Source organism: Marinovum sp. J2-8 (genome assembly GCF_055808435.1).
Genome location: NZ_JBVVRZ010000015.1, coordinates 37,409 through 51,660, shown reverse-complemented (window position 1 = coordinate 51,660; position 14,252 = coordinate 37,409). Strand labels below are relative to the sequence as shown.

17 protein-coding genes and 1 pseudogene are annotated in these 14,252 nt (G+C 59.7%); 9 read left to right on the top strand and 9 right to left on the bottom strand.

The features are described from left to right. The first annotated feature begins 65 nt into the window (after nucleotides 1-65). Together AC0L4F_RS23250 and AC0L4F_RS23245 are read left to right on the top strand one after the other, a co-directional pair. Nucleotides 66-1,046 (top strand): ABC transporter permease, encoded by a 981-nt coding sequence (locus AC0L4F_RS23250; RefSeq protein WP_244691864.1) that lies wholly within the window; start codon nucleotides 66-68, stop codon nucleotides 1,044-1,046. A gap of 2 nt (nucleotides 1,047-1,048) precedes the next feature. Continuing rightward, nucleotides 1,049-2,698: an ABC transporter ATP-binding protein gene (locus AC0L4F_RS23245; protein WP_244691862.1), complete on the top strand. Its 1,650-nt coding sequence runs from the start codon at nucleotides 1,049-1,051 to the stop codon at nucleotides 2,696-2,698. A 100-nt stretch (nucleotides 2,699-2,798) separates the two neighbouring features. Here AC0L4F_RS23245 and AC0L4F_RS23240 read toward each other — a convergent pair whose 3' ends face one another. Next, a complete protein-coding gene (locus AC0L4F_RS23240; protein WP_280520750.1) occupies nucleotides 2,799-2,924 on the bottom strand; it encodes a hypothetical protein in 126 nt (41 codons plus the stop codon). A gap of 262 nt (nucleotides 2,925-3,186) precedes the next feature. Between AC0L4F_RS23240 and ygiD the strand changes: the two genes are divergently transcribed. After that, nucleotides 3,187-4,005: a 4,5-DOPA-extradiol-dioxygenase gene (gene ygiD, locus AC0L4F_RS23235; protein WP_244691859.1), complete on the top strand. Its 819-nt coding sequence runs from the start codon at nucleotides 3,187-3,189 to the stop codon at nucleotides 4,003-4,005. 116 nt (nucleotides 4,006-4,121) lie between these two features. Here the strand turns inward: ygiD and AC0L4F_RS23230 are convergent, their stop codons facing one another. From AC0L4F_RS23230 to iolC, 4 genes are all read right to left on the bottom strand, one after another. Next, on the bottom strand, nucleotides 4,122-4,379 hold the full coding sequence (locus AC0L4F_RS23230; RefSeq protein WP_244691857.1) for a DUF6455 family protein: 258 nt from the start codon (nucleotides 4,377-4,379) through the stop codon (nucleotides 4,122-4,124). 84 nt (nucleotides 4,380-4,463) lie between these two features. Next, the gene (locus tag AC0L4F_RS23225) at nucleotides 4,464-5,294 is read right to left on the bottom strand and encodes a class II fructose-bisphosphate aldolase (RefSeq protein WP_244691855.1); all 831 of its coding nucleotides are present in this window, start codon (nucleotides 5,292-5,294) and stop codon (nucleotides 4,464-4,466) included. Next, complete coding sequence (locus tag AC0L4F_RS23220) at nucleotides 5,291-6,130, bottom strand: 5-deoxy-glucuronate isomerase (RefSeq protein ID WP_244691853.1); 840 nt, start codon at nucleotides 6,128-6,130, stop codon at nucleotides 5,291-5,293. The genes AC0L4F_RS23225 and AC0L4F_RS23220 overlap by 4 nt, the downstream gene beginning before the upstream one ends. A gap of 3 nt (nucleotides 6,131-6,133) precedes the next feature. Beyond that, nucleotides 6,134-7,150: a 5-dehydro-2-deoxygluconokinase gene (iolC, locus tag AC0L4F_RS23215; protein WP_244691851.1), complete on the bottom strand. Its 1,017-nt coding sequence runs from the start codon at nucleotides 7,148-7,150 to the stop codon at nucleotides 6,134-6,136. 139 nt (nucleotides 7,151-7,289) lie between these two features. Between iolC and AC0L4F_RS23210 the strand changes: the two genes are divergently transcribed. Both AC0L4F_RS23210 and AC0L4F_RS23205 read left to right on the top strand, forming a co-directional pair. Beyond that, on the top strand, nucleotides 7,290-8,183 hold the full coding sequence (locus AC0L4F_RS23210; RefSeq protein ID WP_244691848.1) for a TIM barrel protein: 894 nt from the start codon (nucleotides 7,290-7,292) through the stop codon (nucleotides 8,181-8,183). A 14-nt stretch (nucleotides 8,184-8,197) separates the two neighbouring features. Further along, nucleotides 8,198-9,355: a Gfo/Idh/MocA family protein gene (locus tag AC0L4F_RS23205; protein WP_244691846.1), complete on the top strand. Its 1,158-nt coding sequence runs from the start codon at nucleotides 8,198-8,200 to the stop codon at nucleotides 9,353-9,355. A gap of 11 nt (nucleotides 9,356-9,366) precedes the next feature. Here the strand turns inward: AC0L4F_RS23205 and AC0L4F_RS23200 are convergent, their stop codons facing one another. Together AC0L4F_RS23200 and AC0L4F_RS23195 are read right to left on the bottom strand one after the other, a co-directional pair. Continuing rightward, on the bottom strand, nucleotides 9,367-10,368 hold the full coding sequence (locus AC0L4F_RS23200) for a LacI family DNA-binding transcriptional regulator (protein ID WP_244691844.1): 1,002 nt from the start codon (nucleotides 10,366-10,368) through the stop codon (nucleotides 9,367-9,369). A 127-nt stretch (nucleotides 10,369-10,495) separates the two neighbouring features. Continuing rightward, a pseudogene (locus tag AC0L4F_RS23195) lies at nucleotides 10,496-11,225 on the bottom strand (M48 family metallopeptidase). A 121-nt stretch (nucleotides 11,226-11,346) separates the two neighbouring features. Between AC0L4F_RS23195 and AC0L4F_RS23190 the strand changes: the two are divergent. Together AC0L4F_RS23190 and AC0L4F_RS23185 are read left to right on the top strand one after the other, a co-directional pair. Next, entirely contained in the window at nucleotides 11,347-11,586 is a 240-nt protein-coding gene (locus tag AC0L4F_RS23190) for a hypothetical protein (protein WP_244691842.1), read from the top strand. A 199-nt stretch (nucleotides 11,587-11,785) separates the two neighbouring features. Beyond that, nucleotides 11,786-12,307: a cell wall hydrolase gene (locus AC0L4F_RS23185; RefSeq protein WP_244691840.1), complete on the top strand. Its 522-nt coding sequence runs from the start codon at nucleotides 11,786-11,788 to the stop codon at nucleotides 12,305-12,307. A 9-nt stretch (nucleotides 12,308-12,316) separates the two neighbouring features. Here AC0L4F_RS23185 and AC0L4F_RS23180 read toward each other — a convergent pair whose 3' ends face one another. After that, complete coding sequence (locus tag AC0L4F_RS23180; RefSeq protein ID WP_244691838.1) at nucleotides 12,317-12,574, bottom strand: DUF167 domain-containing protein; 258 nt, start codon at nucleotides 12,572-12,574, stop codon at nucleotides 12,317-12,319. Nucleotides 12,575-12,671: 97 nt separating this feature from the next. On the opposite strand from AC0L4F_RS23180, the gene AC0L4F_RS23175 reads away from it, so the two are divergent. Next, nucleotides 12,672-13,250 (top strand): nitroreductase family protein, encoded by a 579-nt coding sequence (locus tag AC0L4F_RS23175; protein WP_244691835.1) that lies wholly within the window; start codon nucleotides 12,672-12,674, stop codon nucleotides 13,248-13,250. Continuing rightward, entirely contained in the window at nucleotides 13,247-13,936 is a 690-nt protein-coding gene (locus AC0L4F_RS23170; RefSeq protein ID WP_244691833.1) for an EI24 domain-containing protein, read from the top strand. The genes AC0L4F_RS23175 and AC0L4F_RS23170 overlap by 4 nt, the downstream gene beginning before the upstream one ends. Before the next feature lie 23 nt (nucleotides 13,937-13,959). Here AC0L4F_RS23170 and AC0L4F_RS23165 read toward each other — a convergent pair whose 3' ends face one another. Then, on the bottom strand, nucleotides 13,960-14,247 hold the full coding sequence (locus AC0L4F_RS23165; RefSeq protein WP_244691831.1) for a DUF1467 family protein: 288 nt from the start codon (nucleotides 14,245-14,247) through the stop codon (nucleotides 13,960-13,962). Nucleotides 14,248-14,252: the final 5 nt, after the last annotated feature.

The window sequence follows — 14,252 nt, the reverse complement described above, 5'->3', positions numbered from 1 at the left end:
TCTCTACTTCGCCTGTCTGATCATCGCCTCCTGTCTGGCGGCATATTGAAAAGCGCGGCGCATTCATGCTGTTGTTTTCGCTGACACTGGTCAGTTTCGTGCTGGGCATTGTCGGCGGCGTTGGGCCGCTGCGCAATGTGGCGATTGCGGCGGGTCTTTTGGGATTTGCGGCGGCGACGTCCTATTGTTTCCGCGAATTTCTGGTGTTGATCACGCCCACCAACCTGTCAAAGGAGCTGAAGACCGCACCTTTGACCGCGGCCTTTGGCATGTTCATCATCTTTACCTATGCGATTGCCGGTATCTTTGCGCCGTGGATCGCGCCCTTTGGCGAAAGCGAGGTGATCGCATCCTCCTTTGCCCCGGCAGATGAAAACATGCTGCTTGGTGCCGATCAATTGGGCCGCGATATGTTCAGCCGGATCATTTACGGCGCCCGCAATACCGTGGGTCTCGCGCTTCTGGCGACGATCTCTGCCTTTGGCATGGGGGCGTTTGCCGGACTTCTGGCCGCAACCAAAGGCGGCTGGTTCGACCAGCTGATGGGTCGGTTCGCCGATGTGATCATGTCGATCCCGTCACTGATCTTTGCCCTGTTGATGCTGTCGATCTTTGGTCCGCAGACCATTGTCATCATCGTGGCCGTCGCCATCATCTATGCGCCACGGGTGTTCCGTCTGACACGGGCGGTGGCGGGCAATGTTGTCGTCATGGATTATATCGAAGCGGCCAAGCTGCGCGGTGAAAAGACCTGGTATCTGATCCGCAAGGAAATCCTGCCCAATTGTTCCGCGCCTCTGGTGGCAGAGTTCGGGTTGGAATTCTGTTTCGTCTTCCTGCTGGTGGCGGGGCTTTCGTTCCTGGGTCTTGGCATTCAGCCGCCCACCGCCGATTGGGGGTCGATGGTGCGTGAAAACGCGACGCTGATTTCCTTTGGCGATATCACCCCCCTGATCCCGGCCGGGGCGATTGCGCTGCTGACTGTGGCGGTCAACTTCGTGGTCGACTGGATGCTGTTCCGGTCCTCTGGTCTGAAGGAGCAATAAGAATGGTACATGATAAATCTGTCCTTCTCGACATCGAAGATCTGCGCATTGAGGGCTATACCGGCGAAGACTGGGTGCCGATCATCAAGGGCGTTGACCTGAAATTGCACCGTGGCGAGGTCATGGGCCTGATCGGGGAATCCGGGGCTGGCAAATCCACCATTGGGGCCGCGGCCATGGGCTATGCCCGGGATGGTACGCGGATTTCCAGCGGGTCGATTGAATTCGACGGGATGGAGCTGACCACCGCGACAGAGGGCGAAAAACGGGCGTTGCGCGGATCGCGCATCGCCTATGTGGCGCAATCGGCGGCGGCATCCTTCAATCCGGCGCATAAGATCATTGATCAGCATACCGAAGCGCCGCTGCAATATCGCATCCAGAAACGCATCGAGGCGCAAGAAGATGCGATGGATCTGTACGAACGTCTGCGCCTGCCCAATCCGCAGGAAATCGGCTTTCGGTATCCGCATCAGGTGTCGGGCGGTCAGTTGCAGCGGGCGATGACCGCGATGGCGATGGCCTGTCGTCCCGATCTGATCATCTTTGACGAACCGACCACAGCGCTGGACGTGACCACCCAGATCGAGGTTCTGGCCGCGATCCGCGACATCGTTGATCAGTTCAACACCGCCGCGATCTATATTACCCATGATTTGGCGGTCGTGGCGCAGATGGCAGATACCATCAAGGTGCTGCTCAAGGGCGAAGAGGTCGAACAGGCCTCGACCGAAGACATGCTGGAAAACCCGCAAGAGGATTACACCAAATCGCTCTGGGCGGTGCGCAGCTTTGAAAAGCCGCAAAAATCCCGGCCAACGGACGAAGGCCCGCTGATTTCGGTCAAAAACGTCAGCGCGGCTTATACCGGCGGCGCCAAGGTGTTGGATGACGTGTCATTCGATATCTACAAGGGCATGACGGTTGCGGTTGTCGGCGAAAGCGGATCGGGCAAATCGACCACCGCGCGCTGTATCACCGGCCTCTTGCCGCCAATGTCGGGTGAGATCCTGTTCAAAGGCGAGGCCCTGCCGCCCAGCTACCTGAACCGGTCCAAGGATCAGTTGCGTCAGGCACAGATGATTTATCAGATGGCCGATACCGCGCTGAATCCGAAGGTACGGATCAGTGAAATCATTGGCCGTCCGGCGCAGTTTTATTCGGGCCTGTCCGGCGCGGCGCTGAAACATCGGGTGGATGAATTGCTCGATCTGATCGAGCTGGAACCGTCGAAATATTACAACCGCTACCCGCCAGAGCTTTCGGGCGGTCAGAAACAGCGGATCGGTATTGCCCGGGCATTGGCGGCGGAACCGACGTTCATCATCTGTGACGAGGTGACCTCGGCGCTTGACCAGCTGGTGGCCGAAGGCATTCTGAAACTGCTCGACCGGCTTCAGAGCGAATTGGATCTGGCCTATATGTTCATCACCCATGATCTGGCAACGGTGCGTTCAATCGCAGACGAGGTTGTGGTGATGCAGCAGGGCAAGGTAGTTGAGCAGGGGGCCAAAGACCAGATGTTCACCCCGCCGCACCATCCCTATACCGATCTGTTGCTAAGCTCAGTGCCGGAAATGGATCCGAATTGGCTGACCGATTTGCTGGAGGAACGCGGCATAGAAAACCTTGGCGAAGGGGCCGAGGTTTAGGTCAGTCGCGGGAAATCAAAATGCGTCCGGCAAAAGCCGGGCGTGTGTCATCGGTCAAGATTGCTGAAAACGGCGACAGCCCGGGGGCGTCAAGCCGATCCTAGGTCATCGCCATCCCGGTGGCGATCATCGTGATCACAAGAAAACCATACACGATAAACACCGCCGGCAGTGTTGCTGCCCGGCTGCGTACGTCGCGGATCCATTCGTCGCGGGTCGTCGGCATGGTGGCCTCCTGTCGCTCGTCATGTGGCCAAATTGGCCGTTGGTTTACCTGTCTCTCTAGAATCGCAATTAGGCCATCATTCTGAGTCGGGCAAGACTTGAGTTTCAAATGTTTCCGAAATTTTTGCATATCGGCCATGCTCTGCCGGTAGTCGCGTTTTCCTGCACATTGTCTGTGATCCTATCGCCATAGGTATAAGCCCCGCGCTGGGCTATATTTTTTGCAAGGCGGCACAGGAGCTGCATTTCAAAAGGAGCCAGACATGAGCGTCGCTCAATCACTGCAATCGTTACAAGACCGATTTGCTGTTTCGGATCGGATGCCGGTGGTTTTTCTTGGCCATGGCAGCCCGATGAACGCCATCGAAGACAACCCCTATGCCAAAAGCTGGGCTGAGCTGGGTCGCACTCTTCCCCGGCCGCAGGCGATTCTGGTGGTGTCGGCGCATTGGATGACCCGTGGCAGCACGCTGGTCGATGTATCGGCGATGCCGCGCACGATCCATGATTTCAACGGCTTTCCGGAGGCGCTGTACCGTGAACAATATCCCGCAAAGGGCGATCCGGCCTTGGCGCAAGACGTGATTTCACTGCTGGCCAGCCATCATGCCGAGGGTGATGAAACCTGGGGTCTGGATCACGGGGCCTGGCAGGTGTTGAAATTCCTGTATCCGCTGGCCGATGTGCCGGTGTTTCAATTGTCGATCGACATGACCAAAGATCTGGATTGGCATCTGGAGATTGGTCAGAAGCTGGCCGAGCTGCGCAATCGCGGTGTGTTGATCCTTGGCAGTGGCAATGTGGTGCACAACTTGCGGCAGATTCGTCCGGGCGCATCGGCGCATGATTGGGCCACAGAATTCGACACGCTGTTCGCCGATCGTCTGGCAGAGCGCGATCTGGCCGCATTGACGGACCGCCGTGGGTTGGGCAACCTGCTGACCATGGCACACCCTTCGGTTGATCATTATTTGCCTGCATTGGCGGTGGCCGGGGCGGCAAATACTGCGGATCAGCTGACCTTCATGACCGAAAACATTGATATGTCCAGCATATCCATGCGCAGCTTCATTTTTCACTGAATGGCGTTGAACTGAATGGCGCTGAACGGTGATGGCCACCTCTTTGGATGGCCATCACACCTCCCCGCCCTCCGGGTGCCGGTTCCCCCACAACCTGCGCCCTTTGGGAACAGTTGTCAGCGTTTTGAAAGGTCGTCGAACAGATCCGCATTGCGGCAATAGCTTGGGCTTTCACCCTCTACGCCGGTGCGGGTATCCAGCCAATGCGCGCAATCCTGTGGTCCGGTGCAATTGGCACAGCTCAGCACCCGATCGGCCAGTTCCGCGCTGGTGATTTTGCCGCGCAGCACCTGCTCTTCCATATCCAGCCCGCGGGCATCGCCCATGCGGTCCATCAGGATCGCGTGGCGTTTGATCTGTTCCGACGAAAGCATCTGCTGTCCTTCCCGATTCTGGCTGTTGGGTGTCAGCATAGGGGCCGGGGTCGCACGGAACTTTGATGTGTATCAAAAACTGGGTCAGGTCGGTTTGAACGCCCGAAGCACCTGCCGGGCGGCCGAAATCATCGGATCTTGCGTTGCGCGCAGGATCGCATTGCGGTCAAAGACAGCGGGGTCATTTGCCAATGCCGCGCGCAGCGATTGACCGAACACCATCCGCAATTCGGTGCCGATGTTGAATTTACAGATCTTTGACGTCCGGGCCAGATGGCGGCGCTGGTCCAGCGGCACGCCAGACCCGCCATGGATGACCAGGGGCACGTCTGTGACGGCTTCAATCGCGCGAATGCGGTCTTCATCCAATCCGGCGCCGGTTTTTTGTTGCAGATGCGTGTTGCCGACCGAAATTGCCATGGCATCTACGCCGGTCTCTCTTGCGAATTGCGCGGCCTCGTCCGGGGCGGTGCCGGTCGAGGCTGCACCGTCGGCATAGCCGACGAACCCAATTTCCCCCTCACAGGACACCCCCGCCGCATGGGCCATTTCGGCAATCGCGGCGGTTTCGTCAATGTTCTGTTGCAGGGGGCCGCCCGACCCATCGAACATGACCGAGGTAAAGCCACAGTCAATCGCGATGCGGCAATCCTCGGTGCAATAACCATGATCCAGATGCGCCACCACCGGCACAGATGCGCCTTCGGCCAAATGCCGAAACATCGCGCCAAGGACCGGCAGGGGGGTATGATCGCGACATCCCGGCCCGGCCTGAAGGATCACCGGCACGCCCTCGGCCTCGGCGGCGGCGACATAGGCGCACATATCTTCCCAGCCAAGCGTGACCAGACCCGCCACGGCAGAGCCGCCGTGCAGCGCCGGTTGCAGCACCTGAGCCAAGGTCGCCAGGGTCATTTGAACTTGGCCACCATATCCATGATGCCGGGGATGGTGTGTAATTGCTCGGCATGTGTGGGTTGGAAATATTGCTTTAGCGAACGCTGGGTCAGCCCGCCCAGAATGGTGAAATAATACATCTCATACCCCGGCAGCGCGACGCAGGGGTGGTATCCCTTGTCGATCAGAACCGTCGATCCATTCACGATATGATAGGCATCGCCGGGCTCATTATCGACCCGTTGCAGCATCTGAAGCCCAGAGCCGTAGTCCGGCTTGAACCGAAAGTTATAGGTTTCGTCGTGGCGGGTTTCCTCTGGCAAACGGTCCGTGTCGTGTTTGTGGCTGGGAAATCCCGACCAGCCGCCGGTGCCAACCGTAAACAATTCGCTGACCAACAAACGGCCCACCCGGTCATGATCCGTCGCGCCCAGAATATGTTTGATCTTGCGATGGGTCTTGGTGTCGTCAGAGCCGTATTGCACCTTGTCCAGCGCATCTGGCCGGACCTCGAACGGTTCCAGCACGCGGTCAAATTTTGCGCCGGCAACAAATACTTCGGCATCACGGGTACAGCTCAGGCGCACCTTGGTGCCGGTGGGCGCATAGACGCCCTCTGGCTCGCCGTCCCAGACATCTACGCCGCGATTGCCGATCTGGGAAAACACCGCGCCCTCGACATCGACATCGACAGTGCCGGTCGCGGGCACAACGCAGGTTTCATACCCCGCGACGTCGTATTCGAATGTGTCGCCCGCTTTCAGTTTGACGATATTGAAATAATTCAGCGGCACCAGGTCGTGATCGACATCGACGATGGGCGTGTTGGCGTTGTCATAGGGGGCGATATGCATCTTTCATCCTTTGTCGGGGTCTGTGGGGCCGGGATGCGACCCAAGATAGGCGTTCAATTCGGCCAAGGTCGGCATCGCGGGGGCGCAACCGGGTTGGCCCACCACGATCGAAGCACAGGCAGACCCGCGCAACACCGCGTCACGCAGCGGGCGCCCCTCGGCCAAGGCGGCCAGCAGCCCGGCCATGAAACTGTCACCGGTGCCAACCGGTTTCATCGGGGTGGCGGGGTAAATGCCGGTGTGGATCTCCTGATCCCCCATCAGGGTAATCGCGCCCTTTTCGCCCCGCTTGTAGATCACCAATTTGTTCTGTGCCGCCAGCGCGCGGGCCTTGTCCAAGCCACGTTCGATCCCGCCAGCCATAAAGCCGAATTCCTCGTCATTGCCGACAATCATGTCGCTTTCTTCGCCCGCACGGGTCAGAACCTGAGAGGCAATTTCCGGCGACGGCCAGGAGTACGGCCTGTAATCAATGTCAAAAATCACCGGCACCCCGGCGGCACGTGCATTGGAAAACGCATGAAAGGTCGAGCTGCGCGACGGTTCGGCGGCAAAGACGGTGCCCGCCGTGATCAATGCGCCAAAATCCGCATAATTCACCCGGTCGACATCCGCGTTGCTGACCTGAAAATCCACCGCATTGTTGCGATAGATCACCAGTTGGAAATCCTCGATCCGGCTTTCATAGACCGCCAGTGACACCCGATGCTCGCCGTCCAGAACCCGGACATAATCGGTATTCACCCCGTAATGGCGCAGCCGGTTGACGCAAAACCGCCCGGCCGCATCATGGGACACCGAGGTCACCAAAGCCGCCTGCAACCCTAGCTTGCACAGCCCGGCACAGATATTGGCCGATGACCCGCCCAGATCGGCACGGAAGCTTTCGGCCTCATCCGCGGGGGTGCCGGGGGGATCGGCAAACATATCCATTCCTGCACGGCCAAAGACCACAAAGCGACCCTTTTGGATACCATCAATCAGGCGGCCCTGGCCGGTTTCCCGGACCTGATCTGTCATATGCGGCGCTCCCCTCATGATTGCAAAACGCGCTGTTTGGCGGGATGTTACTTGCGCGGCAGCATAGCCGGGGCTACAAATTTTGCAACCGGTTGCATTGGCAATTGATTGGTGCACCACGATCATAAAGGGGCCGAAAATGACCATTCAGATCGGCAATGCGCCCTGTTCCTGGGGCGTGGAATTTGCCAAGGATTCGCGCAATCCAACCTGGCAGGACGTGCTGCGCGATTGCGCCGCCGCCGGGTTTCGCGGGATCGAACTTGGCCCTGTTGGCTATATGCCAGAGGATCCGGCGGTGTTGGGCGCGGCGCTGGCCGATCATGATCTGACGTTGATTGGCGGCGTGGTGTTTCGCCCGTTTCATGATCCGGGGGCCTGGGATGACGTGCTGGATGCAACCCACCGCACCGCGCGGGCCTTGCGGGCGCATGGCGCGCAGCATCTGGTTTTGATTGACTCGATTTCGCCACGACGCGCCCCGACGGCGGGCCGCGCGCAAGAGGCCGAGCAAATGGAGCCCGCTGAATGGGTCGCCTTTCGCGATCGCATCGCAGAAGCGGCGCGGATTGCGACGCAGGAATACGGCTTGACGGTTGGCATCCATGCACATGCTGGCGGATTTATTGATTTCGAACCAGAGCTGGAGCGGCTGTTGGCCGAAGTCGACGACAGCCTGTTGAAAATCTGCCTGGATACCGGTCACCATTCCTATGCCGGTTACGATCCGGTTGCGTTCATGAAGCGCCATATGGACCGGATTTCCTATGTGCATTTCAAGGATATAGACCCAGCCGTCAAATCCCGCGTCATTGCCAACCGCACCGGGTTCTACGATGCGTGCGGGCAGGGCATATTCTGTAATCTCGGCGCGGGGGATGTCGATTTGGCCGCTGTCCGACAGCTGCTTCTGGATGCAGATTTCAGCGGCTGGTGTACGGTGGAACAGGATTGCGATCCTGCGCTTGACCCTGATCCGCTGGGTGATGCTTGCAAGAATCGCGAATACCTTCGATCCATTGGCTTTACCTGAGGGGGGGACCGGAATTGGCAAAGTTGAAATGGGGTATGATCGGCGGCGGCGAGGGCAGTCAAATCGGGCCTGCGCATCGGTTGGGTGCCGGGCTTGATGGCGCGTTTGACTTTGTCGCTGGCGCATTGGATCACCGCCCGGACGTCGGGCGGGAGTATGGCCAGCGGCTTGGGCTGGCGGCGGATCGCGCCTATGGCAGTTGGCAAGAGATGCTGGCGGGCGAACAGGGCCGCGATGACCGGGTTGATCTTGTGACAATCGCCACGCCAAATGCCACCCACTTTGAAATTGCCAAGGGTTTCTTGTCAGCCGGGTTTCACGTGCTGTGCGAAAAGCCAATGACGATGACCGTGGAAGAGGCCGAGGAAATCGTGCGGCTGGCCAAGTCCAGCGGACGGATCTGTGCGGTCAATTACGGCTATTCCGGCTATTCGCTGGTCCGACATATGCGGGCGATGGTGGCGCGGCGGGATCTGGGGAAAATCCGGCTGATCAAGGCGGAATTCGCCCATGGCCACCACGCCGATGCGGGCGACGCCGACAATCCGCGGGTCCGCTGGCGCTATGATCCGGCACAGGCCGGGGTCAGCGCGCAATTTGCGGATTGCGGCATTCACGCGTTGCATATGGCAAGTTTCGTGATCGGGCAGGAGGTGACAAAGCTTTCGGCCGATACGGTGTCGTGCATCCAAAGCCGGGTTCTGGAAGATGACGCCATGGTCAATCTGCGGTTTGACGGCGGTGCGGTTGGGCGGCTTTGGACCTCGTCCATTGCATTGGGCCGTCAACATGGATTGACCTTGCAGGTGTTCGGCGAAACGGGCGGATTGCGCTGGGCGCAGGAACAGCCAAATCAGCTTTATCATATGCCCCTTGGCGGGCGGTTGCAGGTGATCGAACGTGGCGAGGCCGGCCTCTCGCCCGAGGCGGATCGTACAACCCGGGTAACCATCGGCCATGCCGAGGGGATGCCGCTGGCCTTTGCCAATATCTATTCTGATCTGGCCGAGGCGATCCGCGCAGAAAAAGACGCGCGCCCCATCGACCCGGCGGCGGATCTATATCCGCGTGCCGAGGATGGTCTGCGGTCGATGGCGGCGGTTTTTGCCGTGGCGCACAGCGGCGCGCATGACGGCGCATGGGTGGATGCCCGGCCACCGATGTTTCGCTAAGGGCACGCGGATCACCGCGGCGGCAATCGCAGTGTTCCGCGTTCAACCAGCGTACAGGGAAAAACCCGGGTTTCCGGAAGACTTGCAGGCGCCTTCAGCATTGATGTGATCATGTCCAACGCCGAGGCCACGATTTGTGGAAACGGCTGCCGGATGGTCGTCAGGTCGATATTGGGCCAGCCTGAGATTTGCATGTCATTCAGGCCCAGAATACCGATGTCGCCGGGCACCGTCAGCCCGCGATCCTTGATCGCCGAAAGCGCCCCAATCGCCAGGACATCATCGCCGCAGAAATAGGCCTCTGCCGGGACACAGGTCAAAAGACGTTCCATTTCCGCGCGACCCGCGTCAAAGGAATAGGCCTCGGCAAAACTGAAACTGGCGGTTATGTCCGGGTGCTGGGCAATTTCAGACAGGAAGCCGGACAGCCGGTCCTGGGTCGATGTTGCGGCCTCTGGCCCGCCAAGGAACGCAAGCGCGCGATAGCCGCGCGTGATGAATTCCCGCGCTGCCATGCGCCCGCAGGCCGTGTTGTCTATCCCGACCATATGCACCTGGGCCGGGGTGGTCGCGCGGCCAAAGGCATGGACCACCGGCACATCCACATCGCGAAACGCACGCGAAAACCCCGGTGGCAGGGTGGAGGACGCCACAACAACCCCATCCACCGAATATTGCTGCAACATGCGTTGCGTGGCCTGGGCATCGGTTTCCTCTGACAGGTTGACCAACAGGGGCCGCAGGCCGCGATCCTGAATGCCACGGGTGAAAAGATCGAATACCTCCAGAAACACCGGGTTGTGAAAGTTGTTGGAGACCAACCCGATCAGCTTTGTGCGCCCGGTGGTCAGCGACGAGGCCAGCGCATTCGGGCTATAGCCCAATTCACGCGCGGCTTTTTCCACCTTGCTGCGCATTTTCGCCGACACCGATGCCCCATCGGTAAAGGTGCGTGACACCGCCGACCGGGACACCCCGGCGCGTTCTGCGACCTCTTTCAATGTCACTGCCATGGCAATCGACGTCCCCGCGGGTGATTTCGGCGCAGTCTAGAGGGTTTTCGACATTGTTGGAACATGAACACCGACGTTCCGACACAGCGTCACTGCGCAAGTCGCTGTCGCGAGCGGGGAATTGGCGTTAGCTGCCCTGTAGCCCCGCCGCGACCCGGCGCACCGTTTCGATGCGCGCGGCATTGGGCGGATGGGTGCCCAGAAACCGGTTGCCGGGATCAGGAATGCGGCTAAAGAATTTCGCGCCCTTCACCGGATCATACCCGGCCCGGTAGGCGATGATCGTGCCAAGGGCATCTGCCTCCAGCTCGAAATCCTTGGTGAAACTCTGGCGTCCGATGGCCGCGCCCAGCTGTTGCCCGGCGCGGATGGCATCGCTGTCGCCACCGGATATCGTCGCCGCCGCACTGGCCAGGACCTGCGCGCCGAGGGTCGCGTTCTGGCGGGCGCGTTCAATATGGCCTGGCAATGTGGTGTGCGGCCTCATGGCCCATGATAAAGGCCAGCTCATCGGCGTTTTCCACCGCCAGAATCAGCGCAAGGTTGAATGCGATGATCGGCTGGCCATTGCGATCCAGCGTGTGAAACGCATTTGGCGGCTGGTTCAGCCGATCATCCACCACAATCTGAAAATCGCAGGACACATCCCGCGTGCGATTGCGACATTCGGCTTCGGCGACCGGCTCTACCGTTTCGACCACACGGACGAATTGCCGGGCGGCGCGGTCGGCAAAGCGTTGGATTTCGACATCGCTGAGCGTGTCTCTTTCATCCCCGGGCGCTGTGGGCGGCATGGGTGTGATCTCGGCGCAGGCCGAGAGCAGAAACAGGGAAATGAAGAGTACATAGCGGATCATATCCACCCCAGATTACGGAGGGTTCCGGCAAGGTGCCAGAGGCGAATGATCACGAAGCGGCAAATTCCGGTTATCGGCGGGCCGCGGTTGCAAATGCCGGATCAGTGGCTAATCTGCGGCTATGTTCAGCATCGAGCACGAATTTGATGCCACAGTGGTCACACTGGTGGATGAAGGCGAAACACCGCTTCAGGAGGATGTTGTCGTCAACAGCTTTGCGGAATGTATCACCGTCGAACAATACGATCCGCGCGAAGACAAGGTGCATAAAATCACCTTTTCCATATCGCAAATGCGTGATCTGGCCACGGCGATCGACCTGCCCGAAGGGGTGTACCGGCGCAACGAAGGCGAAGACTAGACGCCGGTCGGGATTGATTTCCGTTTTTTATCAGGCTGCTAACGGGATTTTTGCCGCGCCTTTTGGTGTTTAATCCCTGGGCGTGATGCTTTGGTCTGGGCGTGTGTCCCGGGCAAAGCCGCCCCTTGCCCTTGGCGGCGAATGCCGGGTAAATCTGGCGATGCGCTCCGTCCCAAAGTCCCAAGAAAAGGCCGCACTCATGTCCGTAACCCAAATGACCGGCCTGCGGGTCATCGCTTTGGTCGGTTTGTCCGTTTTGGCGGCCTGTGGCGGCCCGAAATCAAAGCCATCCAAACCACAGGCCGCGGATTTGGAATGCATGTCGCGGGCGATGTATTTTGAATCCAACAGGTCCAGCTGGGACGGGATGATCGCGGTCGGCAGTGTGGTGATGAACCGGGTCAAATCGGATGCTTTCCCGAACACCGTCTGTGGTGTCGTCAGCCAGAAAAACCAATTTGCCCCCGGCGTCATGTCGAAACCGATGACCGATCGCGGCGCGCCGCTGGCACAGGAGGCCGCCCGCGCGGTGCTCAGCGGGACACGGCACCCGCATGTCGGAATTGCCAAGTTTTTCCACGCAGCCTGGTATCAGGCCAATTACAACAACATGCATTATGTGGTGACCACCGGCGGCAACGCGTTCTATGAAAAGCGCCGGGCAGAATTTGTGACCGCTTCTTCGCCGCGTCCCCCGACCGAAGGGCTGGCGCCGCGATAAGCCGCTTGACTAATTCACCCGAAAAACCTTGTCCCGTGATGTCGCCCCCCGGACCAAGGTCAACCGGGATTTGGCCAGACCCAGAGATTTGGCAAGCAATTTGCGCACCGCTTCATTGGCTTTGCCATCCTGTGGCGGGGCCGTAACGCGGACGGAAATAAGCCCCTCTGCGACGGTAATCGCATTGCGCGAGGCCCCCGGCGTGACGCGCACGGCGATGTCGGTGTCGGTCTGGGCCAGGTGGGCAAGATCGGGCAGCTTCCTCATCTCTCTGGCATAAACCGGGGGCAGGGCACTTGAAACCCGGCACGGGGCGGGTGACATACCGAAGGCATGACATAACGCGCGATACATTGGAGATCCGATGCCCCAGCCGAATCCTGCCGCCATGGAATTTCTGTTGAACCGCCGGTCCCGCCCGGCCAAGACATTGCAGGCGCCGGCGCCGGATCGTGCGGCACTGGCCCCGATCCTGACCGCGGCGGCGCGCAGCCCCGATCATGGCAAGCTGGAACCCTGGCGGTTTATCGTGTTGGAACGTGCGGCGCTGGACCGATTGGCGGCGCTGGTTGGTGCGCGGGGTGCGGCGCTGGCGATGGATGGCGAACAGATTGCCAAGGCCCAGGCCGCCTTTGCCGACAGCCCGCTGGCGGTGGTTGTGGTTGCCGCGCCGGTTGCTTCGGAAAAAGTGCCGGAGATAGAGCAATTCTATTCCGCCGGGGCGGTCTGTCTGGCGCTGCTGAATGCGGCTTTGGCCTCGGGGTGGGGGGCGAACTGGTTGTCGGGTTGGGCCAGTCATGACCGTGATTTTGTTGAACAGGGTCTGGGGTTGTCCGCCGGGGAACAGGTGGCGGGCATCCTGCATATCGGCACCGAACGTGCCGCACCGCCCGAACGCCCGCGCCCGGATCTGACAGCCAAGACAACCTGGATGGACACATGATTCTTGCCGCCTTTACCAAATCTCTGGCCCAGCTGAGCGATCCGCGCTTTCGTCGTGTCCTTGGCATGGGAATCGGTCTGACGTTGGCGTTGTTGTTTGGTGCCTATGCCGGGCTGTTGTGGCTGGTCGAATGGATGACCGGCGACACAACGACATTGCCGCTGGTGGGCGAGGTGACCTGGGTTGGCGATCTGCTCAGTTTTGGGTCGCTGATCTTCATGGTGGTGTTGTCGGCGTTTTTGATGGTGCCGGTGGCCTCAGCGATCACATCGCTGTTTTTGGACGAGGTGGCGCAGGCGGTCGAAGACCGACATTATTCGCATTTGCCCGCCGCTGCCCCGGTGCCCTTTGCCGATGCGCTGCGCGATACGCTGAATTTCCTGGGTGTATTGGTGGCGGCAAATATCCTGGCGATCATCCTTTACGTGATGTTGCCCTTTGCCGCGCTGTTCATCTTTTGGGGAATGAACGGGTTCTTGTTGGGGCGGGAATATTTCACCCTGGCCGCGATGCGGCGCATTGGCCGCGACGGCGCGCGCGCGATGCGCAAGAAACATCTTGGCACGATCTGGATTGCCGGGGTGTTGATGGCGATGCCGCTGAGTATCCCGTTGGTGAACCTGCTGATTCCGATTCTGGGGGCGGCGACCTTTACCCATATTTATCACGCGCTTTCCCGGCGGTAATGCCGGGAAAACGGGGCGTTTGCCTATTGCGTGGTCGCGGGCGGCATCCGTTGGAACATCCAGCTGTCGATGTCGCGGACGGTCACGATCTCTAGTAGGATGATTGCTGTCAAAATCGCCCAGAGGACGCCGGCGATGGCGGTGGTGATCCATGCCTTGCGCTTCAGGTTATGCACTTGGGGGGCACCGGCGTGGGTGCCTTCAACCACCTCGCCCAGATCGCCCTGGGTCTGGATGCGAAACGGGATGACCACCAGAAAGGTCATGAACCACAAAACAGCAAAAAGCACGATGGCGGATGTGATGGCCATTTTCG

Coding starts and splice junctions, on each gene's coding strand:
- AC0L4F_RS23250 (WP_244691864.1), top strand. CDS start 66: ATGCTGTTGTTTTCGCTGACACTGGTCAGTTTCGTGCTGGGCATTGTC.
- AC0L4F_RS23245 (WP_244691862.1), top strand. CDS start 1,049: ATGGTACATGATAAATCTGTCCTTCTCGACATCGAAGATCTGCGCATT.
- AC0L4F_RS23240 (WP_280520750.1), bottom strand. CDS start 2,924: ATGCCGACGACCCGCGACGAATGGATCCGCGACGTACGCAGCCGGGCA.
- ygiD (WP_244691859.1), top strand. CDS start 3,187: ATGAGCGTCGCTCAATCACTGCAATCGTTACAAGACCGATTTGCTGTT.
- AC0L4F_RS23230 (WP_244691857.1), bottom strand. CDS start 4,379: ATGCTTTCGTCGGAACAGATCAAACGCCACGCGATCCTGATGGACCGC.
- AC0L4F_RS23225 (WP_244691855.1), bottom strand. CDS start 5,294: ATGACCCTGGCGACCTTGGCTCAGGTGCTGCAACCGGCGCTGCACGGC.
- AC0L4F_RS23220 (WP_244691853.1), bottom strand. CDS start 6,130: ATGCATATCGCCCCCTATGACAACGCCAACACGCCCATCGTCGATGTC.
- iolC (WP_244691851.1), bottom strand. CDS start 7,150: ATGACAGATCAGGTCCGGGAAACCGGCCAGGGCCGCCTGATTGATGGT.
- AC0L4F_RS23210 (WP_244691848.1), top strand. CDS start 7,290: ATGACCATTCAGATCGGCAATGCGCCCTGTTCCTGGGGCGTGGAATTT.
- AC0L4F_RS23200 (WP_244691844.1), bottom strand. CDS start 10,368: ATGGCAGTGACATTGAAAGAGGTCGCAGAACGCGCCGGGGTGTCCCGG.
- AC0L4F_RS23190 (WP_244691842.1), top strand. CDS start 11,347: ATGTTCAGCATCGAGCACGAATTTGATGCCACAGTGGTCACACTGGTG.
- AC0L4F_RS23185 (WP_244691840.1), top strand. CDS start 11,786: ATGTCCGTAACCCAAATGACCGGCCTGCGGGTCATCGCTTTGGTCGGT.
- AC0L4F_RS23180 (WP_244691838.1), bottom strand. CDS start 12,574: ATGAGGAAGCTGCCCGATCTTGCCCACCTGGCCCAGACCGACACCGAC.
- AC0L4F_RS23175 (WP_244691835.1), top strand. CDS start 12,672: ATGCCCCAGCCGAATCCTGCCGCCATGGAATTTCTGTTGAACCGCCGG.
- AC0L4F_RS23170 (WP_244691833.1), top strand. CDS start 13,247: ATGATTCTTGCCGCCTTTACCAAATCTCTGGCCCAGCTGAGCGATCCG.
- AC0L4F_RS23165 (WP_244691831.1), bottom strand. CDS start 14,247: ATGGCCATCACATCCGCCATCGTGCTTTTTGCTGTTTTGTGGTTCATG.